We start from the raw sequence: 23,638 nt of genomic DNA, 5'->3' as shown, positions 1-23,638 counted from the left end.
ACACTTAAATTTAGGCCCCATTTTTGCTCTAGTCTTGTTATATTAAATAATAACATCACACTAAAAGGACTAACCATGAGCTCATCAACTGTATCTACCATTGCTAAACCACTTTCACTAATTAGCGGTATTTTATTATTAAGTGGCTGCGTGTTTCATATTTCACCAAGCGTTGCGTCGGTAAAACAAACACAACAACTAACACTACCTAGCAATAATCTTGAATACCTAGACGTACTAAGCGGCGCAGGTTCACTTAAAATAATGGGCTCATCAACAGCAACCAGTATTAATGTTGACGCCACTATTTACACAGCCGATATTGACGACGAATACGAACTCACACTCGATCAAAGTGGCACTAAAGCAAAGCTTGTTGCCCAAAATACAAGTAATAATGGTATTAGCTTTTACAGCGGCCAATCGCCAAGCATTAATTTAGTGGTCACCGTCCCTAACAATCTTGAGCTAGATATTGATGATGGCTCAGGCGACATAACTATTAACGCCATGAAAAATAATATTGATGTAAAAGATGGCTCTGGCAGCTTATCAATCAATGGCGCTAAAAACCTAAACATAGACGACGGCTCGGGCGATATTTCTCTTCAAAGCATCACTGGCAATCTAGATCTTAACGATGGTTCGGGCAGCATTACTATTAATAACGTTAATGGCAATGCAAATATTGATGATGGCTCAGGCGATATGAATGTAAGCAATGTACGTGGTACATTAACTGTTGAAGACGGGTCGGGAAGCATAGCAATACAACATATTAATGGCGCTGTCGACGTTGAAGATAACTCGGGCGACTTAACCATTGAACATGTTGATGCAAGCGTTACCATTGAAGATGGCTCTGGCGATATTCGCGTTAATCATGCTAAAGGGCTAACAATTACAGAAGCAGGCTCTGGCGATGTTAGCATCGATAATATCTCTGGTTCAGTAAAGCTAGACTAATATACTGAGCCCTTAATAAAATGCACTTAACCTTGGCTTAAGTGCATTTCTTTTTGAAAGCCATTTTATAGCCCGCTAATAACCAACTAGTTCTGCATAACCTTTACCTTTAAAACCGCCTTGAGTTTTAATTCGCCCCTCCCAGTAGGGAATGCTCAATTGATTTCGTGAATCGGGGTTACGTGCTTCAATTATAATTGGCTCAAACCCTTTAACCTTGAGGTGCCACTTAACTGGGTAGGTTTTACTACTGGGCGTTGTTTGGGCTGTAAGCTCAGATGTTTTTAATACCTGTAAGGTCACGTCGTCATTTGCAATGGCGCGCACAATTCCACTTTGCGTAATGTGCGATGCACTGCAGTAGTCATAACTTTGTTGACCATTACGAATACAAAATGCCATTAAGCCCCCCTGTTTTTTATCATCAGCCTGAATGCTAAACCAGTCCCAACCATTTTGGGTAGGATCGATTAGCGCCGAAGACCACTCTCTGTCTAACCAAGCATCTCCAGTTACTTTAAAAGTTTTACCCGCAAATGTGATGTCGCCTTGTGCGTGTAAAAACGGATAGCTATAATAGTAAGAGGCATGCCCCTGGTGAGTCTTTTGGCTATAACCTTGCTCGCCATGTTTTACAAGTGGGCTATTAGCCAGCACCAAGTTAGCACTGTAATTTTCCTGCTGCGCCTTTAAACTGAGCGGTAAAAATGTTGCATCCTTACTTGCTAACTGCCAATCATCTAGGCGAGCTTCAAATGGCTGCGCTGTTATATTTACTTGCCCCAATCGGCCATATTTTTCGAACGCTTGATGCTGTGAATCGGTTTGTATTGCAAAGTGAGCAAAGTAAAGCTGCCCATTCCACCAAGGTGATGGTTCTGTTTGTGTGCTTTGCTCATCAACCGAGAGCCTAAATAAAGTCCATTGCACACCAAAGGTGTCGCCATTATCTGCCTTTAAATTAGCAGTCACGTACCACCATTCAATTCCTTGTTGATGATGCGCCCCATGATCACGTGGAAAGCTCAACCCTTGGTTTTTGTTTACAGGTTCACCAAATTGTTGTGCAAACCCGCTATGCATTGGTTTATCTTGATTTACTTGCTCTGCTTCGGGCTGGCACGCGCTTAATGCGCCAATAAAAATAAAGGTAACAGCTGCTTTTAGTCTATTCATGTAAGTCCTATAGCTTGGCAACATTATCGGCAACGGCGCTTCGCGTTAATTTTATCAGCGGTAACGCGCTCACAAATAAAGCTAACATAAACATAAGCACCGTAAAGCCACCTAACTGTAGCCAATTAACGGTCATGGCCATGGTCCAACCAAAGGCAATTGGCATGACGTAAGTTAATAGTACCCATCCAAGGCTAAGCCCCAATGGTATAGCTAATAACAAGGTGGTTAAAATAATAAGTGCAGCTTGCAGTACTTTTGCTCCCAATAATTGCTGTTGTGTGACACCCAGCGTTTGTAATACCGCCATGGGCTGTAATTGCCCGCGCCCTAAAGTTAAAAAGCTTACCCACATGCCAAATAATGCAATCAGCATAATAAATATATTAAGCGCCTGAGTAACATAAAAAGTTTTACCAAATAGCTGTTTTGCAAAGCGTTTAAACTGCTGATTAGCAATGACTTGTTGGCTATCTAATTGGTGCTGTTTTTGAATATATTCGGCTATGGCGTCAACGTCACTATGGGGCTTTAACCAAAGCGATAAACCATACTCGGTGTAATTTAAGCTGCTATTCAATAATGCATTAGTTGTTACAACAACATTTAACCCTTGCTCGCCGTAATCAAAATAGGCAGCGCGTACTTGGCACGTTAGTGTATTAATATGCTGTTTTAGGGTTATTACATCACCTACTTTAAGCGAGTACTGCAGCAAGGCGGGTTCGTTCACTAGGCAACCCACAACCCCATTTTTGTTCTTTTCAAATACTGCAGATGTAGGTGCTTTATTGTTTAACAAAGTAAGGTGTTGGTTGTAGCTGGCCGTTGCACCAAATGCCATAACATCAACAGCTATCGTATTTTTAGGTGCTTTAAGCTCACTTTTAGCTGACCAATATACACCTACTTTTTCGACCTCTGGGAGTTCACGCAACTTAGCCCCTAACGCTTGAATGTTTTGATCGGGCCTTACGTATAAATCAGCGCTTAGGCGTTTTTCAAGGTGTGTATCTAAGGTGTCGCTAAAACTGCCAACCATAATTTGCATACCTACGGCGGCTCCCATCGCCATTAAAATAGCGAGTACCGAGCTTAGTAATGCAGATAACTGCACTAGGCTGTCTGCTTTTAACCACTGAAGAATGGGGTTTTGTGTTGGCCATGGCAGTTTAAAAACGGCTTTAACTACCGGTGGTGTAATTACAAAAAAGAGGAGTAGCACACAAACACACAGCAATAAGGCACTTATTTTGGTATTTGCCGTTAACGCTAAGTAGCTGGCTGCAAAAATAGCTAACGCAAACATTAGCCATTTAATACGCGCACAAAAAGTACTTAATCGAGCCGATTGGCTGGCCAAAAACCCCAACAAAACAACAACATTAAGTGAAAAGCCGCTAGCAACCATGCTGCTATCAAGGCTTACTACAAAGCTTCTGTCTAGCTGGTAGAGCCCTCTCAGAGTCGCCGATACATCCATAACTAAGGTGTTTGCCAGTGCCGCGCCTAGTAACGCACCTAATAACGCAGCAAAAAAACTAAGCACCGTTAATTCAATAACCAGCGCTTTAATTAACGCCGACCGTTGACAACCCAGCACCCACATTTGCTGCTGTAAGTGAGCGCGCGCATTGTACGCAAGTTTAATTGCATTAAAACTTAAAAACGCACCCACCACATAACCTAACAAAGCCAGCGCTTGTAAATTAAAGAAAAAAGCCTCAGAGAGCGCATCAAAAGCCTGCTCTTGCGCAGCTTCAAGGCGTGCTTGATCGCCTAACAATAGGTTTAATTGGGCTGCTTGTTTATTATTTAAGCCACTTACTTCAAAGTAACTAATTACCCCATTTGCGCGCAGTAATTTATCAGCAAGGCTAATGTCCACCAGCATGGTCATGCCTAAACCTTGTAATTCGCTTACAGCTAAAGTGCGTGTGGCATCACCCATGTTTATATTAATACGGCTGTTTTTTAAATTTAGCCGCTGTATTAATTTAGGATCGATATAAACAGTATTTAGTAACTGTTCAAACCCAGAATAACGCTTGTTGGTTGTTGATGCTGAGCCGCCGGTATTTTCTGTAAGCCACTGCAATAAATTGACGCCCCTAAGCGCGAGCTTTTGCTGCTCATTGGTTTCAATTACGCCCTCTAAAACCGGTTGAACCTGCGTAAAGCCAGCCGCCCTAATACGCGACCACATACTGTTGGGCAACCTGTTTTCACCTAGCACTGGGCGTACAAAATGCGTCACTGGGTTTGCAATTAGTGCTGTGGTTTGTTGATAGCGCTTACCGGCCTCTAAGTTTAAGCCCTGTATTGCAGTAAGTAGCGCCGCGCCCAAACTAAAGCCAATAAAAAACAGTAATAACAGCCCTACATGGCGACGATAAAACTGCATATACGTTATTAATATAAGTTTAAGCTCAGCCATTAATTTGGCCATCTTTTAAAAACAATTGCGTAGTAAACTGGTCGGCCAATCGCTGACTATGAGTGACCATAATAAGTATTATTTGCTGCTCTTCGCACAGGCTTTTTAATAGCGTAACTATATCGAGTGAACGAGCGGCATCAAGGTTACCCGTAGGTTCATCAGCCAATAATAACTTAGGCTTATTTAATAGCGCACGGCCTATGCCCACTCGTTGTTGCTCCCCACCAGAGAGTTGCTCAGGCATTGCTGTAAGCTTGCCTTCTAAACCCAGTTTTTTAGCCATCGTATTTACTTCATCGTCGCTAGGCGATAACCCATTAAGCCTTGCTTGAAAGCACATGTTGTCTTTTACATTTAACGGGCTGAGTAATTGGTAATGCTGAAAAATAATACCTATTTTACGCCGATAAAGCGCAAGCTCATTAGCACTCAATTCACTAATTTTTTGCTCATTAACCGTAATAGTTCCAGCATCTGGAGACAGTAAACCGGCTAATAAATTTAATAATGTTGTTTTGCCCGAGCCACTATCACCTAGTAAGGCAATGTGTGCAGCGGGTAAAATAGTTAACGATAAATCATTAATTATTTGTCGTTTCAAGCCACCATCTTGGCGAGTAAAAAATACATTATTTAGCGAAATCATAAAGAAAAGGTTATTCCTGTAATAAAAATATGGCTCGATATATAAACGATACCATAACAGTAATGCGTTCACTTAAGTGGGTTTTCGGTTGATTTTTTACACGCAATAAGCGCGTTTACTTAACTAAACCAGTAACTAAAAACCAAATCACTAAAGAGCGACAAAAAACTTTGTTTTTTTTTGCTTTATTTCTTTTTTAGGTACATATTAATGTTTAATTTTATAAGGATATTAATATGAAACGGATACTTTTAATTATATTACCCACTTTACTCACACTTCTCGGGTGTGGTGGTTCAGGCAGCTCTGAAACTAAGCAAGTCACTCCCCCAGTTAGCACAAATGCACAACCAGTGGCTGTTATTGGCACTGAACAATCAGAATATAAAACCAATACACCCATTACTTTTAGTGCTGCAAATAGTAGCGATCCTGACGGCGATACACTCACATACCAGTGGCAACTCCTTAGCGCAGACGAGCAACAAAACATACCGCTTAATACTAACAACCAACGCACTGTGACGTTTTCGGTAGCACAAGCGCAAAATTACACCTTAAAGCTGATTGTGAACGACGGCAAAATTTCAAGCTCGGTAGTAAGCAAACAAATTACCGTTACCTCAAACGCACAGCTCATTGCAAACGCAGGCAGCACACAAACCGTAAAACAAGGTGATGTAGTTAAATTAACAGCAGCACAAAGCACCGCTACTAATGCGGTAATTAATAGCTACCAATGGCAATTTATCAAAACACCTACATCAAGCGCTGCACAACTTGAAAATAGCACCCGCGTTAACAGCCAATTTGTTGCTGATAAACTAGGCGAATACAGCGTTAAATTAACTATTACTAACTCAATTGGTGATACCGCTAATAGTAACGTACTTATAAAAAGTGAGCAGCTTGCTGTAAATTCTGCGCCAAACGCTGTTATTTCAGTTCAAAACAGTACACTTTCACCCAACCAACTCGTAACATTAAATGGTGAACAAAGTACCGATCCAGATGCAAACGACACGCTAAGTTATCAATGGGCAATAACCTCTAAGCCTGAGAACAGCGACCCAAGCTTATCTAATGCAATTGCCAAAAATGCAGGCTTTGCATCGAATGAATTGGGTGAGTACATAATCTCCCTAAGCGTAACCGATGAAGGTAATCTAAGTGATACCGCGCAAGTAACCTTAAGCGTTACCACCGAAAACAAAGCGCCTATTGCCGTTCTTGCAGAGCAAGCTGATATAATCTTAAATACATTAACTACCCTACAATGCCTACAATGTAGCGACCCCGATAGCGACCCTCTAATTTACAACTGGCAACTGCAAGCAAAACCTGAAAGTAGCACTGCGCAATTACAGCAAAGCACATCGGCTACCCCTTCGCTTACTGCTGATGTTGAAGGCGATTACGTTGTTACCCTAGTTGTATCTGACGGTGAACTCAGCTCACCACAAGTAACCTCGGTGCTGCATACAAAGGATAATAAAAAACCAGTTACTCTAGTAAGTTACAAGTCTTCAATTAGTGTTAATGAGCAAGTTACTTTAGATGCCTCAGCCAGTTACGACCCCGAAGGCGCAGTTTTAAGTTACCATTGGGAAATAGTTTCGTCGTCAAATCAAGCTGTATTAAGCAGTACAAGTAGCTCAGCCCCCACGCTTAGCGCGCCAGCAGAAGGGCAAGTTGTTGTTTCACTTAAAACCAATGATGGTGAGCAGTTTTCAGACACACAAACACTCACTATTAATGTTACACAAAACGCCAAGCCCGTTATTATTCATACCGGTGATAAAGCTCGCTACAGCACCGTTGGTAGCACCGTTAACTTTGATGCAAGCCAAAGCTATGATCCAGAGGGCACCGCGCTTAGCTATGAATGGGAGCTCTCTACACCAACAGGTTCATCTGCTAGTTTAAGTAGCACCAACCAAAACATAACCGAATTAACACCCGATCTAACTGGTAACTATATCTTAACTTTCACGGTAACTGATGCTGACAACTACCAAGCCATTACTCAGTTTTCGGTTACAGCTACTAATTCATCGCAAATAACGGGCAACATAAAAGGGCAAATTACCAACGTGCAACGAACCGCAATTAGTAATGCCAAACTCACAATTAACAATGTGCCGTACACCACAAATAGCGCAGGTCAGTTTAACGAAACACTTAACTTAGCTGAAGGTGAAAACATTACTATAACCAGCAACGATCCGCGCCTTGCTAATGCCATCTATAACTCTCCCGCAATTACCCAAAATAACTTTACGATAGACTTAGAACAAAACAGTTTACCCGTATTTCAAAGCGTGGAGGTTACCGTATTTGTATGTCCTGAGTTTACCGGGCCAGATACCATTAACGTAAACTTTAACATGACCGAAACACTGCTAGCCTCTGCACGTTTTGAATATCAATTTAACCAAACTCAGGCACTCGTTTTGCAAAAATCAGGAAGCACCTACCTAGATAGCGAACTGCTTATAGACCTACCAGCAACTGCTAAATTTGAGGTGACGGTAACCGAAAGCAACGTTGAGAACACTTATAATTGGCCTATTACTATTTTTTATTCAGCGTCTGACGATCCAAGATCAGCTATTATAAACATATGTAATATTTAGCCTTGTTGTGTGCGTTTTTAAAACGCACACAACAAATAACAGCATATATCCACATAACTCATTGTATTTTATACGCACCTAAGCCATGCTATTTATCTCAACGTTAATAAGGTAAGCACGTGTTAGAAATAGCTTTAATTTACTTAGCTGCTGCCATTGTTGCAGTTCCCATAGCAAAACGACTTGGACTTGGCTCTGTGCTAGGTTATTTAATTGCAGGCATTTTGATAGGCCCATATGCATTAGGTGTCGTAGGCGACCAAACTGATGTAATGCACTTTGCCGAATTTGGCGTTGTGATGATGTTATTTTTAGTTGGCCTTGAACTGCAACCTTCGCGTTTGTGGACTCTGCGCCACTCAATATTAGGGCTTGGCGGATTACAGGTGGTACTAAGTGCAGCGGCTATTTTTGCCTTTTGTTATTGGTTTTTTGCCATGCATTGGCAAACGGCTTTAGCTATTGGTTTAATGCTCGCGCTGTCTTCAACTGCTATTGTGCTGCAAAGCCTTGAAGAAAAAGGCTGGCTAAAACAAGAAGCTGGGCAAAATGCATTTTCGGTTTTATTATTTCAAGATATTGCGATTATTCCTATTTTAGCGCTACTTCCGCTACTCGCTTTTGCACCACAAGGTAACTCAAAAGACATTAACGACTCCATCATTGCTAGCTGGCCTATTTGGCAGCAAGTAGGGGTTTCTGTTGCTGTTATTGCCGCTATCATTGCTGGCGGTAAATATGTTTCGGCACCATTATTTAGATACATAGCACAAACCCACATGCGTGAAATATTCACTATTTTTGCATTGTTTTTAGTGGTGGCTATTTCGCTGGTGATGCAAAGTATTGGGTTATCGCCCGCACTCGGTACTTTTTTAGCCGGTGTTGTATTGGCCGAAAGTGAATTTAGACACGAGCTAGAAGCCGATATAGAGCCCTTTAAAGGCTTATTACTGGGATTATTTTTTATCACGGTTGGCGCATCAATTAATTTTGAATTGCTATTTAACCAATTCAGTACCGTGATTGCATTAGTGGTGTTATTAATTACCATTAAAGCCTGTATTTTATTTGCCTTGGCAATTGCTTTTAATATTAGCCGTAAACAACAACTTCTATTTACCTTAGCCCTTGCTCAGGGCGGCGAGTTTGCCTTTGTGCTGCTTAGTGTAACAACCACCTTGAGTATTTTAACCCCAGAGCAAACTAATTTAGTTACCCTTGTGGTTGCCGTTTCCATGCTAATAGCACCTTTACTGCTTATGCTGTATGAGCAAATTCAAAAGCGCAACTATAGCACCACGGCACCTGAGTTTGATAAACCAGAACAAATAAGCACAGCCAAACATGTGATCATTGCCGGATACGGTCGTTTTGGACAAATAATGGGGCGTTTATTACATGCGCAAGGCTACGAAATTACCGTACTTGATCACAGCCCAAGCCAAATAGAACTGCTGCGCCGCTTTGGTAATACCGTATTTTATGGTGATGCGGCACGCCAAGAACTGCTTGAAGCCGCAGGCGCGCACACAGCACAAATGTTGGTAGTAGCAATTGATAACCCTGATAAAACTATTGAGATTATTAAGCTCGCGCATAAAAACTACCCACAATTAAAAATAGTAGCGCGTGCCATAGATCGCCGCCATGCATATCAATTACTTAATTTAAAAGTAGATGCGTTTAACCGCGAAACCGTCGACTCAGCCATAAACTTAGCCATAGAATCATTGCAATTGCTTGGTAATAGTAAAGAAGATGCTGAGCGTGCTGGTAAGTTATTTAGAGATCACGACCGTGCTGCTGTATTGCAACTAGCCGAGTTATGGGGTGATGATGCCAGTTATGGCGTAGCCGTACGCCAACGTATGGAAGATTTAAAGCAAGTATTACAACAAGACAAACAAGCACGACAAGACTTAAATACCTGTGATGCCAACGACTATGAAAATGGCTTAACCGAAAACACGGTTAAGCCAAAAAACGCTAATGATGATGCCCACCTTGAATAGCCTCACCTTGCTGGTTATAAAAACCGGTGGCGCCGTGCTCTATAAAGCCAAGATTAATCATTTTAGCTAAAAATGGATCGCTTTCGTTATCGCCAATATCCGCGTAATCGGTGGTTTGAAAGTTATCCCATTTTGCAAACTGAGCCTTAATTGCAGGTGTATCACTGTTTACATCATTTAAGCTAAGCAAGGTTTGAGTATCACTTTTTTTATTGGTCACACTAAAAGTTTTAACTAATTTTGCTTGCGGGAGAAAAGCCAGCTTAAATTGGTTATCGCCCTCATTAAGCACGTAATTTTTTACCTCATTACAACCCTCACCTTGTGAACTGACTAGGGTCATTTTTGCAATTAAATGGTTATCCACCAGCTGACTTTTAGCACTCCAATTTTGCACTCCACGTACCTCCGATGGTTGGTACTCAATACCGCGTTGTTCGGCATTAAAGTAACGAATAGGACGAAGCTGGTTATTACTTAGCTGCTGCCAAAGCTCGGTTAGTGTTTCACTTTGATGCGCCACCTGCTGATTGTTTCGCCAAAGAGTAAGTGACTGGGTGCTGTGCTGCGATTTGTGCTGATTGGTAATTTTATAGTCGGCTTTTAGTTGCGCAGCATCAATGTCGCACTGCTGGGCGAGCGCACTCGTGCTGGCCAGTGCTGAGAATATAAATAATAGCTTTTTCATTGGGGTAATCTCTTAGATAAACATTACTTTATGACTCTAAAATAACGCTTAATAATGGCATTTGTATGACACAAAAAAGCCCGCACAGTGTGCGGGCTGTTTGTTTTGCTAGTTAATTTATTGCGCTACTTTTTCATCCGCCGCTTTTACAAAATCTGCGGCAAAGTCCATTACATGGAATAAAAAGCTTTGCTCATTAGTGCCTGTTACTAAATGAGCGCCAGGGCCCATTGCGTATACACCTACATCTTCACCCGCGTGGGTTTCTGAACTAAGAGGTACTAATGACTCTTGGTGAAAACCTGGTGTTGTTGTATCAACATTTGTTAAATCAACACGTCCTGTAACAGGTCCAGCTAAGTAAGAGGCGTCAGCATTAGTTTCATTGCCTAAGTTTCTGTAACCTAAACCATTGGTATAACCTACGGTGGTATAAGGCATATCGTCGGCGGCAAGGCTTGGCTCGGTTTGGCCTACACCAACCACTTTACCCAATATTGGGTTACCACGCTTAGGATAACCTGCAATGGTAAACACATGGCTATGATCGGCTGTGACCACGATTAATGTTTCTTCTGGGTTAGTACTGTCCATCGCCACTTTAACGGCTTTAGCAAATTCAATAGTATCGTTAAGCGCGTTATATGCATTGCCTGCGTGGTGCGCGTGGTCTATTCGTCCCGCTTCTACCGATAAGAAAAAGCCCTTATCGTTGTTATCAAGCACGTTAATTGCTTTTTCGGTCATTTGCGAAAGCGAAGGCTCGCCCGCTACATCGTTTGCGCGGTCGGCTTCGTATTGCATGTGGGATTCGTTAAATAAGCCAAATACCTTTGTTGCATCGTCGCTAATGGCATCAAAACCAGTTTGATCCATTACATAGTTGCCGTTAGGATAAGTTGTTTGCCATTCGGTAACTAAGTTACGGCCATCTGTACGATCCCCTTCAACCGCGCTCATTGCATCACTTGAATTAGCCGCGGCATCTTTTGGTAAAAAGTGACGACGACCGCCCCCCATTACTACGTCTATGCCATCTACATCAATACCTGCAAAACGTGCTTCTAGGTTGGCTTCAAAGTTAACAAGCTGCGATGCAATGTCTTCACAAGCATCTGAACCTGCTGGCATATCTGAGTTATCTTCCCAGTTACGATCAGCCGATTTAGCATACGTTGCCGCTGGCGTTGCATGGGTAATGCGCGCCGTTGAAATAAGGCCGGTTGCTTTACCTGCAATTTCGGCAAGCTCAAGCGAAGACACCAGTTCGTTACCGGCAACGGTTGAACAGTTGCCGCGCTCAATATCTTCGTCTACACCAATGACGCCTACATCGGTTTTAACACCTGACACCATAGCCGTCATTGTGCCTGCAGAGTCGGGGGTTTGTGCATCTACATTATAAGTTTTAACAAAGCCTGAGTAAGGCATGGTTTCAAAGCTAAGTTGATAATCTTCACCCATGCCGCCCTCAAGCTGGCCAGCTAAAATACGTGCAGCCGTAACGGTAGAAATACCCATGCCGTCGCCTACAAATAAAATCACGTTTTTAGCCTTACCCGACTCAGTAACCACCTCGGTATTAGCTTGCTGCGTTGCTGCTAACTTAGTTTGCGCGTCGCTATACCATGCGTTACCTGTAAGGTTAGCTAATTGATCTGTAGTTAACGACGTTGCCGGCGCATTACACACTAGGTTAGATGAGTTAACTTCGTCGCTATCTAGCTGGCCATTTTCGTTAGTATCTACGCCCACTTGCGTTTCTACACCGCCATTAATACATTGCGCTGAGCCCACAGCTATTGCGTTATCTACTGCGATAATGTTGTTATTACTTTTATCGTCATCACTTGAACAACCCGCTAGCGCGACCATTACTGCTAAAGAAAGTACTGTTAATTTTTTCATATTCGCCGCCATTATTGCTGAGTTAATTCAAGTGCTTGGTTAATTAGATGAAATACAACGTTTTGCTCAATTACACCTTGAGCAAGTTGTGCACCAGGGCCTTTAGCATGCAATGAAATATCTTCACCAGCATGCGTTTCAGAGCCTAGTGGTACGGTTGTTTCTTGGTGAAAACCAGGGGTTGTTGTATCAACGCCGTTTAGCTCAACACGCCCAGCGACTGGGCCGCTTAAGTACGCTGCATCGGCATCAGTTTCATCACCTAAGTCTCTAAAACCCAGTCCATTTGCATAACCTACCGTGGTGTATGGCATATCGTCGGCGGCAAGGCTTGGCACTGTTTGACCTACAGCAACTACTTGACCTAAAATTGGGTTACCGCGTTTAGGGTAACCAGCAATAGTAAATACGTGACTGTGATCGGCAGTGACTAAAATAAGGGTTTCTTCTGGGTTGGTATTATCGATTGCCGCTTGCACTGCATTGGCAAATTCAATGGTGTCGTTAAGTGCGTTGTAAGCGTTACCCGCATGATGTGCGTGGTCAATTCGGCCCGACTCAACCGTTAAGAAAAAGCCATTTTCGTTTTTACCCAGTACATCAATCGCTTTAGTCGTCATGTCGGTAAGTGAAGGCTCACCTGCCACGTCATTACTGCGGTCGGCTTCGTATTGCATGTGCGATTCGTTAAATAAACCAAATACTTGGGTTACATCGTCAGCAATAGCATCAAACCCAGCTTGGTCCATAACGTACGTTGCATTTGGATATTGTGTTTGCCACTCAGTTACAAGATTGCGCTCATCAGTACGATCACCTTCAACAGCGCTCACTGCGTCACTTGAATTAGCCGCAGCATCTTTTGGTAAAAAGTGACGACGACCGCCGCCCATTACAAAATCAAGGCCGTCTACATCAATACCTACAAAGCGCGCTTCTAGATTTTTTTCAAAGTTAACTAGCTGTGAGGCAATATCTTCACAGCCTTCTGAGCCCTCGGGCATATCTGAGATATCTTCCCAGTTACGATCTGCCGATTTAGCATATGTTGCCGCTGGCGTTGCATGAGTAATACGTGCGGTAGAAATAATACCTGTTGCTAGACCTTTAATTTCAGCCAGTTCTGTTGCTGTTAAAAGCTCGTTTCCTGCAACTGTTGAGCACACACCGCGTTCAATGTCTTCGTCTACACCAATCACGCCTACATCAGTTTTAACACCTGAGATCATCGCTGTCATTGTGCCTGCAGAATCGGGAGTTTGTGCATCTACGTTGTAGGTTTTAACTTGTGCAGAATATGGAAATTCTTCAAAACTTAAATAGCCTTCTTCTCCTGGGTTACCTGCTCGTTGGCCTTTTAAAATTCGCGCTGCCGTTAGGGTAGAAATACCCATGCCGTCACCAACAAATAAAATCACGTTTTTTGCTTTTGTAACTTGTGCACTTTGTGCTTGGGTGTTTTTAGTAGCTAACGTAGTTTGTGCATTTGTATACCAGTTATTATTTATTTGGCTTTGTGGTAGTACATTTGCATGGCTAGCAGCGCTTAACATAAATGTTAGCCCAACCGCCGCAGCGACTTTTTTAATTTTCATCCTAATTCCTGTTATGTAGTGGTTATTTTAAAAAGTGTGAACTCAAAAACATCAACCGCTGCACTATAGGAAATAGATGTTACTAATAAAGGTAATTTTAATGACAAGAAGGTGACAGCCAAATTTTATATCAATAAAACCTCTTTTGTATTTCCATCGACTGTTTAACCCTTCTCATAATATATGTAACAGCCCTATAAAAGCACATCACAATATAAATATAATAAAGCCGCTTAGTTTATTGATCTCTTGCTTGAGCATAAGCCTGCTATTGCCTACAATAGCGCATAATTAATTCAACGCAGATCACTATTATGACTGATACAAACAAACCAGAATTACCTAATCAACTGTCTATTAACCCACGTAGCAAATTTTATGTAGAAGAAGTATTTGAACATGAAATCGGTATTACTCTTAACGGTAAAGAGCGTTTTGACGTTGAAGAATACTGCATCAGCGAAGGTTGGATTAAAGTAGCAGCGCCTAAAGCGCTAGACCGTCGCGGTCAGCCATTACTTATGAAAGTAAAAGGCACTGTAGAAGCGTTTTATAAGTAATAGCTTACTTATAAAAAGAACAGCGACACCTCACTGGGTAGTCGCTTTTTTTGTGCCTGTTTAAAGCATGTTGAACTTTTTTCATACTCAACCTGATGAAGTTTCATTATGAATTGTCAAAAAATATGTTTGAATAACCTTAAATTTTTAGACGTTTAGAAGTCCGTTATGAGCAGGTTAACAATATTAGATGGCGGCATGGGCCGTGAACTTAAACGCATGGGCGCGCCGTTTTCACAGCCACTTTGGAGTGCGCAAGCTCTAATAGAAGCACCACAATGCGTAACTCAAGCACATGAAGCTTTTATAAATGCAGGGGCAGAAATTATTACGGTAAATAGCTATGCGTGTGTCCCCTTTCATTTAGGTGAAGCATTATATCAAGCACAAGGCGCAGCACTTGCACAGCAAGCTGCTGTAATTGCAAAAGAAGCGGCTCGAAACGCTAAACAAAACGTGCTAGTAGCGGGTTCATTACCACCCGTATTTGGATCGTACCGTGCTGATTTTTTCCAAGGTGAACGCGCATTTACTATTTTAGATACCCTATATAAAGCACAAGATGAATATGTAGATGTGTGGATTGGCGAAACTATTTCCAGTATTGAAGAAGCTCATGTAATGGCAAGGGTGCTTAAAAATTCAAACAAACCATGTTATTTCGCATTTACCTTAAGTGATGAAGTAAGCGAACAAGCAACATTACGCTCTGGTGAATTAGTATCCGATGCTACCTTAGCATTGCTCGAACATAATATAGCGGGCATATTCTTCAACTGCTCTATTCCCGAGGTCATTGAACAAGCGCTACGCGACACAAGTACTGTGCTAAAACAGCAGAATAAAAATGTTGATTTAGGGACCTTTGCGAATGGCTTTACACCAATAGCCAGCGACTATAAAGCCAATGAAGGCTCGCAAGGTTACCGCGATTTATCACCCGCTGAGTATGTAGCGTTTGCCAAGCAATGGCACAACCTTGGCGCAACAATTATTGGTGGCTGCTGTGGTATTGGCCCCGAATTCATTGCAGCATTGGTAAAGTGGAAAAGGGATATTAAAGAGTTTTAATATCCCTTATTTAACTACAAAAATATAGAGAAACCTTAAAGCTGAAATGATTAATTCCCAATACCTAATCGAGCCCTTGTATTGCTAGGCTACTTGGTCAGATCCACCTGCTGAACACGGGCATTTTTCGTCATGCTTTTTAAAACACTGTTGGTAATTAAGCCAATGAGCTAACGCGATAAAAGCAGAGCCAATTAAAGTGAAGGTTTTTTCGGCCACTTCATGGCCTAATAATACTGCAGTTATCAAAAAGACTAGACCAACAACTCCACACGCCATATAACGTATACGTTTGTGCTTTTTACAGCCTAAGCTCAAAGCTAATAAGCTTGTTGGCAGTACGGCAGCAAGAATCCATAAATGAAACTGTTCACCATTTATTTGCAGTACAGCAAGGCTTGGCAACAGCGCTAAAATAACCGGTGTTGCAAAACAATGTACCGTGCACATTAACGAAAGTCCAATGGCAAACTTATCTGCTGTCGTTTGAGTCAGCTTCATTTTTTATCCTTCTTTTTAATTGTGTTAGCGGTACTTTGCTGGCACCCAAAACAAACACCTGAGATTTCTAATTGCGAAGTTGCTGGCGTAAACCCTTTCATTTTCAGTTCCCTAAACAAAGATTTAACCGAATTGTTAAGGTCATTCACCTCACTTGCTTTATTACAAGAGCTACAAATTAAAAACATCGATAGTTGATGCTCTCTATCATTATTAACGTGACTGCACGGTATAAACTTATTTTCTAACTTTAATCTATGTACCAGACCTACCGACTCTAAAAAACCTAATATCCGATAAACGGACATTGCCAAAATCGGTGTATTTATTTGCTTATTAAATTGATCTGTTAACTCATAAGCAGACAAAGGTTTATTTGCTTGCAATAGAATTTCAAATACCTGCTGACGTTTTGGCGTTAATTTTTTTTCAAAGGCTTCACATCTTTTTATCGCAAAACCCATCATCTCTTTAAATTGCTGCTTATTCATATTACCCACTCTAATGTAGTGGGCTGATGTTTTAACTTTGCCATCCTTGTTGCTCAATGCCTCCGCTGTGGTTTTACCTAAAAATTTATTAACTAGAGCTAAATAAATGTAACAACTAACTTTTGCTGTACAGCAAACAGATCCCCCACGAACAACACCTAAACAATGACAGAAACACTTAAAGTACTGAATTTAAATAAAAATTCAACTTAAGTTATGTAGGTGAAGTAGCAAAATTATATATCCTGAGTGATTTTTAGTTAATTAACTATTGATACAATATAACATTTCAAGCACAATTGATACAATATAACATTCGCAAAGGAATTCAAATGACACGAAAATCTCAATTAGCTTTGTTTATAGCAGCCCTACTACCAACAAATGCACTTGCAAATACCATCGAAGGTGTTGTTCTAAACAACCAAGGTAAAGTGGTGACTAATGCAACTGTAGAAGTTGAAGGCTCAGATATAACAGCAGTAACAGATGCAAGCGGTAAGTTCGTAATAACTGATTTAAAAAGTGGTTTAAAAGAACTTCATATTACCGCCCCTGGTTATGCCCATCTGCATCGAGATATCACATTTAGTGATGATAAAAGCCAGTCAATTACCTTTAACTTAGAACGTTCACCCATTGAAGTAATTGATATTGAAGCGACGCCTATTCACATGTCGGCAATGGAATCCTCGTCTCCCGTTAGCGTGTTATCTGGCGAACAATTAAGACGGCAGCAAGCTGCAACCCTTGGCGATAGCCTTGAAAAACTCCCGGGGGTTAATACTAACTTTCATGCAAAAGTAGCCAGTACACCTATCATTCGTGGCTTAAGCGGGCCGCGTGTTCTAATCACTCAAAATGGCCTTGATGTCAGCGATGTTTCGCGCGTTGGCCCTGATCACTCAGTCGCATCAGAGGCATCAACCGCAAAACAAATCGAAGTATTACGTGGCCCTGCCACTTTATTTTATGGCAGCGGCGCCATTGGTGGTGTGGTTAATGTAGTTGATAATCGTGTGCCAACAGGCAGCACAACTCGCGGCGAATGGAACCTTGAGCACAACTCTGTTGATAATCAAAAAGTAGCCTCGTTTAACGCCACAACAGGAACTGATTCTTTTGCATTTTATGCCGACGCCTTTTGGCGTGAAGCCGATGACTATGAAATACCCGTGGCCGCTGAATTAGCCCATGATGACCATAACCATGAAGAACATAGTGGCGATTACACCGTTGCAAATAGTAATGAAGAGTCTGACGGCTTTACCTTAGGTACTAGCTATCTATTTGACCAAGGTTTTGTAGGTATAGCTGTTGAGCAATTTAATCGTCAATACGGCATTCCAGGCCACACCCATGGTGGCGAAGATGTTAATAGCGCTGAGGAAAGCGTATATGCCGACTTAGAGCAAACTAAAGTGCAGTTGCTAGGTGAATATAACCTTGATAACAAATGGCTTAATAGAGTAAACCTGCGCGCAGGTTTTACAGATTACGAACATGCTGAAATTGAACATGGCGCAGTGGGTACCACGTTTGAAAATGAAACCAATGAGTTACGCGTAGACTTAATGCATAACCCGTTTGCGCAGTGGAATGGTGGTTTGAGCTTTCATTACAAACACAGTGATGTTGAAGCGCAAGGCTCTGAGGCATTCACACCACCGTCACAAACACAAAGCTTTGCTATAGCACTGATGGAAGAAAAACACTTTGGTGACTTTTTAGTGCAATTAGGTGGCCGAGTTGAACGGGTAACCATCGATGCTGATAACGTGTTACTACCTAACATTGATGCACACGCACACAATGACACCGGTGTTCATGACGATCATGCTCATGAAGAACATGCCGGCAATACTCGCGTATTTGACGTAGAACAAGAATTCACACCAGTTAGTTTATCAACAGGTGTCGTGTGGGATTTTGCACCTAGCTACAACTTAGGCTTGTCGGTATCTCGTTCTGAGCGTGCTCCTTCGGTGTCGGAGCTATTATCATTCGGCCCTCACATTGGAACTGGTACTTATGAAGTAGGCGCACTATTTGATATTCATGAAGACGGCCATTTTGGTTTATCTGAGCAAGCGCTTGACCTAGAAACAGCAAACAATATTGATTTAACGTTTCGTAAAACCCAAGGTGATATCGGTTTCATTCTTAATGCTTTCTACAACCAAGTCGACAATTATTATTACCAAATCGACACAGGCCTATACGCCGAAAGCGGCCACGACCATGGTGATGAGCATAATCATGACCACGGTGACGAGCATGATCACTCATCTGAACTCCCAGTTTATTTATTTAAAACAGATGACGTAAGTTTACATGGCTTTGAAGCCCAATTTGCATGGCAGTTAACCGATGAGTTTAAAGTTGATTTATTCTCAGATTACGTTCGTGCACGTCTTAAAGACGGTGGCGATTTACCACGCACACCACCGCTACGTTTTGGTACTGAGTTTAGCTACCAAACAAATAAGCTGAGTGCGCACCTCCACGTAACTCGCTATCAAGAGCAAGACCGCACAGCACCAGAAGAAACAGCTACAAACGGCTATACCATGCTTGATGCCAGCGTTTCATATGACTTATCAGTGCTAAATCAAGATGTGTCTGTGTATCTACGAGGCACTAACTTAACAGACACAGAAGCGCGCGTGCATAGCTCATTTTTAAAGAATATAGCGCCACGTCCAGGTCGTAGCTTTGCACTAGGTATTCGCGGTTACTTTTAAGCGCTAAAAAATTATAAATAAAGGAAATTAACATGACTAAACTATTCAAATTAAAATTAATTGCACTGGCAATAAGCAGCACATTAATCACCGCTTGTGGTGATGCAGAAACAAACATTGTCGAAAAAGACCCAATAGAAGTACCTGATGACGGCCACGATCATGGCGATGGTGGCGACCACGGTGATGAATACACTATTGATTCATTAGGTAGGCTTGCGATACTTGCTGGCGATAGCAACGAAGCGAACTTTTTCGACTTAGACGACAATGAGCTTCTTGATACATTCACTCTTACTAATGATTCAAACACGCTATCGTCGTCGCCTGACTTTCGTTATGCCGTGATTGCTAGCCGCGCTCAAGATTACCTCGGCTTTATAGACGGTGGCTTATGGCGTGAAGATCACGGCGCACACCTTCATGATTACGAACAAAACCCTGAGTTTAGCAGTTATGAGCTAACTAGCGGCAGTCGCCCTACTCACTTGGTAAAGCACGATGGTAAATTAGCGGTATTTTATGATGGTGATGCAGCATCAGGCACAACTGCGTCTGTTGAAGTATTAACAGATAACGACATAACAAACGCAACAGCGACCTTACCTGGTATTAGTTACGACATTAATATGCATGGTGTAGCAGAACCTCGTGGAGAGCATCTATTAGCGACCATTCGTCGCGATGATACCGAGAGTACATCAAACGCAAAAATCCTTCCGGATCAGGTAGGTGTTTATCATTTTCATGATGGCGAATACGAGCTTAAACAAACGCTAGAACTTACATGCCCTGATTTGCACGGCGCAGCACAAAACCATGACTATGTGGCATTTGGCTGTAGCGATGGTGTGTTATTAGCCCACCAGCACGATGATGAATACGAAGCTGAAAAAATAGCGAACATTGCAGCCGTTGGCGATTTACGTATTGGTAGTATTTATGGCCACGAAGATAGCGAGACATTTATTGGCGTAGCGTCTGGTCACGGTGGCGGCCCTGCTGTGATCGTGAGTATAAATCCTGCAAAAGCTGAAATGGAAGAATTAGAATGGCAGCTAGCCGATGGCGCAAGCGCTGTTTCTTACTCTTTCTCAGCGAATGGCGAGCACTTTTTAGTTTTAGACAGCTTAGGCTTTTTAAACGTACTTGAGGCACATGCGCACGACGATCACATACACTGGGAGCTAGCAGGTCAAGTTGATATCACGCAAGAAGATGTAACAACAATGCCTGAAGGCATGAAGTTTAGTATGACAGTAGCACAAAATGGTCAGTTTGCTTACGTAGCCGACCCAATAGCCCAACACGTTGTGCAAGTACACCTAGAAGACTTAGAAATTGAAGGTGAACTAGAACTAACCTTCCCACCAGCGGCTATTACTTGGTTAGGTATAGCACAAGAGAAAGAGGAAGAGCACGACCACGAACATTAAACTCGTAGCGTGTTGTTGTAAAATTTTGGGCTAGATCCATAAAACGCAAAACCCGTAATTAGTTAAGCTAATTACGGGTTTTTTAATAGTATTTAGGTAACTAAATTATTTCCGGCGCCAGCCGCTCCATACATCATCTTCTTGGTTGGATTTTTTCTTCTTTTTCTTACCTGTACCTTCTGGCTTGGCCATTGGCTTGTCGTTTTTTAGCGCCTCTGCGGCATCAAGGTTGGCTTGGTTTACAGCAAAGCCTGTAACCTCTTCGCGCTCTAAACGTAGTTTGTTTTTCTTTTCAATAATTCTAAAGTGATGAAAGTCTTCATAATCAATCAGTGATAGCGCTAAACCTACTTCACCGGCACGGCCGCTTCGGCCAATACGGTGCATGTAGTCAGCAGGGCTGCGCGGTAAGTTAAAGTTAATTACTACTGGTAGCTTTTCAATATCTAAACCACGGGCTGCAATATCGGTAGCAATTAGTACTTCTATTTCGCCAGCTTTAAATTTTTCAATTACACGAGTACGCTCGCTTTGGCCTTTATCGCCATGGAATACTTGTGCGTTCACGCCGCGTTTTTCAAGTTTGCTCGCTAAGTGCTCACAATCTTTTTTAGCATTTACAAAAATAAGTGCTTGGCGCCATTGATGCGCTTTAATTAAGTGCGCTAAAACCGTGGTTTTTTCGCCTTTATTAACCGTAAATACGCGCTGTACTAAGGTGCTTTCGTCTTTGCTTTGAACTTGTATTTCAACAGGGTTAGTTAACAGCTCTTGCGTTAATTGAGTGACTTGCTCTGGAAAGGTTGCTGAAAACAACATGGTTTGTTTTTTAGCAGGCATAAGCGCTAATAGCTCAGCAAGCTCTTCAGTAAAGCCAAGGCTTAACATGCGGTCAGCTTCATCAAGCACTAAGGTTGTTACTTTATCGAGCTTAATCGCATTGCTTGAGATTAAATCGAGCAAGCGCCCTGGCGTTGCAACAATGATATCAGCACCACCACGTAGTGCCTGCATCTGAGTATTAACCGACACACCACCAAACACCGCTACTGTTTTAATGGCGCCATTAAAGTTAGCAGAATACGATTTAACACTATCGGCTACCTGCACTGCCAACTCGCGTGTAGGTACCAAAATAAGTCCTGTTACAAAGTTGCCTTTGCCCGCTGCTTTATTAGCACCTTGCGCTAAAAATAGCGTTTGTAGCATAGGTAAAGCAAAGGTTGCTGTTTTACCTGAGCCGGTATTTGCCCCCGCAATTAAGTCACTGCCCGCCAAGATACTTGGGATTGCTTTTGCCTGAATCGGCGTAGGTTGCGTGTATTCAAGATCAGACAATCGAGCAATTAGCTCTGGAATAAGGCCAAGATCGTTAAAAGTACTAGGGCTTGCGGCTGAGGTCATATTTATTACGGGCTTATTGCTAAAAAGTAGCCTGTAATTTTAGCGTATTTAGCAGCTATTAAGTAGAGGTTAGTGATTTAAATAAAATGCATCTTGTTTTTTATTAAACGATGATTCACTGAATATCACTTTGCATTAATACTATTTATCACATACATCAATCATTACAAATAATAGCTGAACACGCTGTATTATTGATTTCAGCATTTCAAGTGTGTTATTTTTGCGGCCTGATGGATTAATTTTAGATACAAGGAAATGTCATGTCTCAATTTGATTTATGTTTCAATACGAAAAGTCGAGCAAGTTTACCTTTTAACAGTAATGACTTAGAGCAATTAAAGCGATTTAGAGAGGATAACCCTCATATTATAGGTAACTTTATACCTCAAGGAACCCCGTTCATTTTAAGAACTCCACAATCTGGGGATATGAGTGATTTCAGGCGCTCTCGTCCAGACATAGCTTGTGCACTTGATAATACGGTGTCTTGGCCTGAGCATACAAAGAGAAATGTCAGTACTATAGTAAACAACTTCGGTGATGAAGATGCTTTGGCTATTGCCGCGCTATACGATGCGGAAATATCTCCATATGTTGATAAAGTAAGAGGTTTAACGAGTCAACAAGTTCTTGGAAGAAATCTTGATACCTTGACTGCCACTGGCGCAGCACTTACCTCATTAGAGTCAAGCCAAGTGAGATTAAGTACATTTGGAAAAGCGATTCTAAAATACCAAACTAGCTTAATTGAAATTAGAAAAGCATCGCAGAACAAGCAGCCTAAATTAGAATTAATCAAACTAGGTAACAAAGCAAAGCAAGCCCATCTAGAGTTAAACACTGTATTTAAAAGAGAAATGGTTAAATTCAAAGGCAAAGTGAAAGCATCTGCACGGGGTAATATCTGGTCTAATGCGCAGCGAGGCATAGATACAGCAAGAAGCGCAAGAAGTTCAGCTCCCTTGCAATTAACTTCTTTAGCTAACATACAGCACTTACGTAAATTAGAGCAAGGATCCAACATTGCAGGAAAGTTTGTCATTGCGATTGATGCAGGTCTTCGAGCTGATAGCGTTTATGACGATTACAAAGCAGGTAAAGACTGGCAGCGCAGTGCAGTCAGGGAAGCTACAGGTTTTGGTTTAGGGACAGCTGCAGGAGCATATGTTGGCGGTACGACTATAACCGCAGGGGTAGGAATAGCAATTGCAATGGGTCCAGTTGGCTGGGTAATTCTTATAGGTGTAGGCTTGGGGGCTGGTTATGCTGCAGGTAAAGTTGGTGATGCTGTTGGAAAGGGTTTCTCAGGTCTAGTTTATGACCTTAGCTCTAATATAAGCTGGTTTTAAGCTATGTAT

The 23,638-nt window shown here is 41.9% G+C and carries 16 protein-coding genes and 1 pseudogene; 8 read left to right on the top strand and 9 right to left on the bottom strand.

What is annotated here, in order from left to right:
• Positions 1-75: 75 nt before the first annotated feature.
• Positions 76-966 carry a DUF4097 family beta strand repeat-containing protein gene (locus ACZ5WS_RS03830; protein WP_198522154.1) on the top strand — a complete coding sequence of 297 codons (891 nt, stop codon included), beginning with the start codon at positions 76-78 and terminating at the stop codon, positions 964-966.
• Between the two features lie 75 nt (positions 967-1,041).
• On the opposite strand, the gene ACZ5WS_RS03825 is transcribed toward ACZ5WS_RS03830, so the two are convergent.
• The 3 genes and pseudogenes from ACZ5WS_RS03825 to ACZ5WS_RS03815 all read right to left on the bottom strand — a co-directional run.
• Complete coding sequence (locus ACZ5WS_RS03825) at positions 1,042-2,142, bottom strand: lipocalin-like domain-containing protein (protein ID WP_464710748.1); 1,101 nt, start codon at positions 2,140-2,142, stop codon at positions 1,042-1,044.
• A gap of 7 nt (positions 2,143-2,149) precedes the next feature.
• Positions 2,150-4,579: an FtsX-like permease family protein gene (locus ACZ5WS_RS03820; protein WP_464710747.1), complete on the bottom strand. Its 2,430-nt coding sequence runs from the start codon at positions 4,577-4,579 to the stop codon at positions 2,150-2,152.
• Positions 4,572-5,129 (bottom strand): annotated as a pseudogene (locus tag ACZ5WS_RS03815) (ABC transporter ATP-binding protein); the annotation flags it as partial. The pseudogene ACZ5WS_RS03815 and the gene ACZ5WS_RS03820, both read right to left, overlap by 8 nt.
• Positions 5,130-5,464: 335 nt before the next feature.
• On the opposite strand from ACZ5WS_RS03815, the gene ACZ5WS_RS03810 reads away from it, so the two are divergent.
• Together ACZ5WS_RS03810 and ACZ5WS_RS03805 are read left to right on the top strand one after the other, a co-directional pair.
• Complete coding sequence (locus ACZ5WS_RS03810) at positions 5,465-7,864, top strand: PKD domain-containing protein (RefSeq protein ID WP_464710745.1); 2,400 nt, start codon at positions 5,465-5,467, stop codon at positions 7,862-7,864.
• Positions 7,865-7,983: 119 nt separating this feature from the next.
• Positions 7,984-9,879, top strand: a complete 1,896-nt coding sequence (locus ACZ5WS_RS03805) for a monovalent cation:proton antiporter-2 (CPA2) family protein (protein ID WP_138608607.1) — start codon at positions 7,984-7,986, stop codon at positions 9,877-9,879.
• Here ACZ5WS_RS03805 and ACZ5WS_RS03800 read toward each other — a convergent pair.
• From ACZ5WS_RS03800 to ACZ5WS_RS03790, 3 genes are all read right to left on the bottom strand, one after another.
• Positions 9,854-10,567 (bottom strand): hypothetical protein, encoded by a 714-nt coding sequence (locus tag ACZ5WS_RS03800; protein WP_054202726.1) that lies wholly within the window; start codon positions 10,565-10,567, stop codon positions 9,854-9,856. The two genes, ACZ5WS_RS03805 and ACZ5WS_RS03800, sit on opposite strands and share 26 nt — an antisense overlap.
• A gap of 117 nt (positions 10,568-10,684) precedes the next feature.
• Positions 10,685-12,475, bottom strand: coding sequence for an alkaline phosphatase (locus ACZ5WS_RS03795; protein WP_198522149.1), 1,791 nt, complete (start codon positions 12,473-12,475; stop codon positions 10,685-10,687).
• An 11-nt stretch (positions 12,476-12,486) separates the two neighbouring features.
• Entirely contained in the window at positions 12,487-14,070 is a 1,584-nt protein-coding gene (locus ACZ5WS_RS03790; protein ID WP_464710742.1) for an alkaline phosphatase, read from the bottom strand.
• 314 nt (positions 14,071-14,384) lie between these two features.
• Here ACZ5WS_RS03790 and ACZ5WS_RS03785 point away from each other — a divergent pair, with 314 nt between their 5' ends.
• Both ACZ5WS_RS03785 and ACZ5WS_RS03780 read left to right on the top strand, forming a co-directional pair.
• A complete protein-coding gene (locus tag ACZ5WS_RS03785) occupies positions 14,385-14,630 on the top strand; it encodes a DUF3297 family protein (RefSeq protein WP_008112798.1) in 246 nt (81 codons plus the stop codon).
• 168 nt (positions 14,631-14,798) lie between these two features.
• Positions 14,799-15,701: a homocysteine S-methyltransferase family protein gene (locus tag ACZ5WS_RS03780; protein WP_464710739.1), complete on the top strand. Its 903-nt coding sequence runs from the start codon at positions 14,799-14,801 to the stop codon at positions 15,699-15,701.
• Positions 15,702-15,785: 84 nt separating this feature from the next.
• On the opposite strand, the gene ACZ5WS_RS03775 is transcribed toward ACZ5WS_RS03780, so the two are convergent.
• Both ACZ5WS_RS03775 and ACZ5WS_RS03770 read right to left on the bottom strand, forming a co-directional pair.
• Positions 15,786-16,202 carry a MerC domain-containing protein gene (locus tag ACZ5WS_RS03775; RefSeq protein WP_290167255.1) on the bottom strand — a complete coding sequence of 139 codons (417 nt, stop codon included), beginning with the start codon at positions 16,200-16,202 and terminating at the stop codon, positions 15,786-15,788.
• A complete protein-coding gene (locus ACZ5WS_RS03770; RefSeq protein WP_464710736.1) occupies positions 16,199-16,693 on the bottom strand; it encodes a Fur family transcriptional regulator in 495 nt (164 codons plus the stop codon). The genes ACZ5WS_RS03775 and ACZ5WS_RS03770 overlap by 4 nt, the downstream gene beginning before the upstream one ends.
• A gap of 332 nt (positions 16,694-17,025) precedes the next feature.
• Between ACZ5WS_RS03770 and ACZ5WS_RS03765 the strand changes: the two genes are divergently transcribed.
• On the top strand, positions 17,026-19,437 hold the full coding sequence (locus ACZ5WS_RS03765; RefSeq protein ID WP_464710734.1) for a TonB-dependent receptor: 2,412 nt from the start codon (positions 17,026-17,028) through the stop codon (positions 19,435-19,437).
• Between the two features lie 32 nt (positions 19,438-19,469).
• A complete protein-coding gene (locus ACZ5WS_RS03760) occupies positions 19,470-20,873 on the top strand; it encodes a 5-methyltetrahydrofolate--homocysteine methyltransferase (RefSeq protein WP_464710732.1) in 1,404 nt (467 codons plus the stop codon).
• Positions 20,874-20,978: 105 nt separating this feature from the next.
• Here ACZ5WS_RS03760 and ACZ5WS_RS03755 read toward each other — a convergent pair whose 3' ends face one another.
• A complete protein-coding gene (locus tag ACZ5WS_RS03755; protein WP_464710730.1) occupies positions 20,979-22,277 on the bottom strand; it encodes a DEAD/DEAH box helicase in 1,299 nt (432 codons plus the stop codon).
• A 263-nt stretch (positions 22,278-22,540) separates the two neighbouring features.
• On the opposite strand from ACZ5WS_RS03755, the gene ACZ5WS_RS03750 reads away from it, so the two are divergent.
• On the top strand, positions 22,541-23,629 hold the full coding sequence (locus ACZ5WS_RS03750; RefSeq protein ID WP_418607907.1) for a hypothetical protein: 1,089 nt from the start codon (positions 22,541-22,543) through the stop codon (positions 23,627-23,629).
• Positions 23,630-23,638: the final 9 nt, after the last annotated feature.

The sequence above is a fragment of the Pseudoalteromonas sp. 11L1 genome (assembly GCF_055397545.1).
The sequence above is the reverse complement of the archived record's forward strand: the minus strand, read 5'-3'. Positions and strand labels throughout refer to the sequence as shown.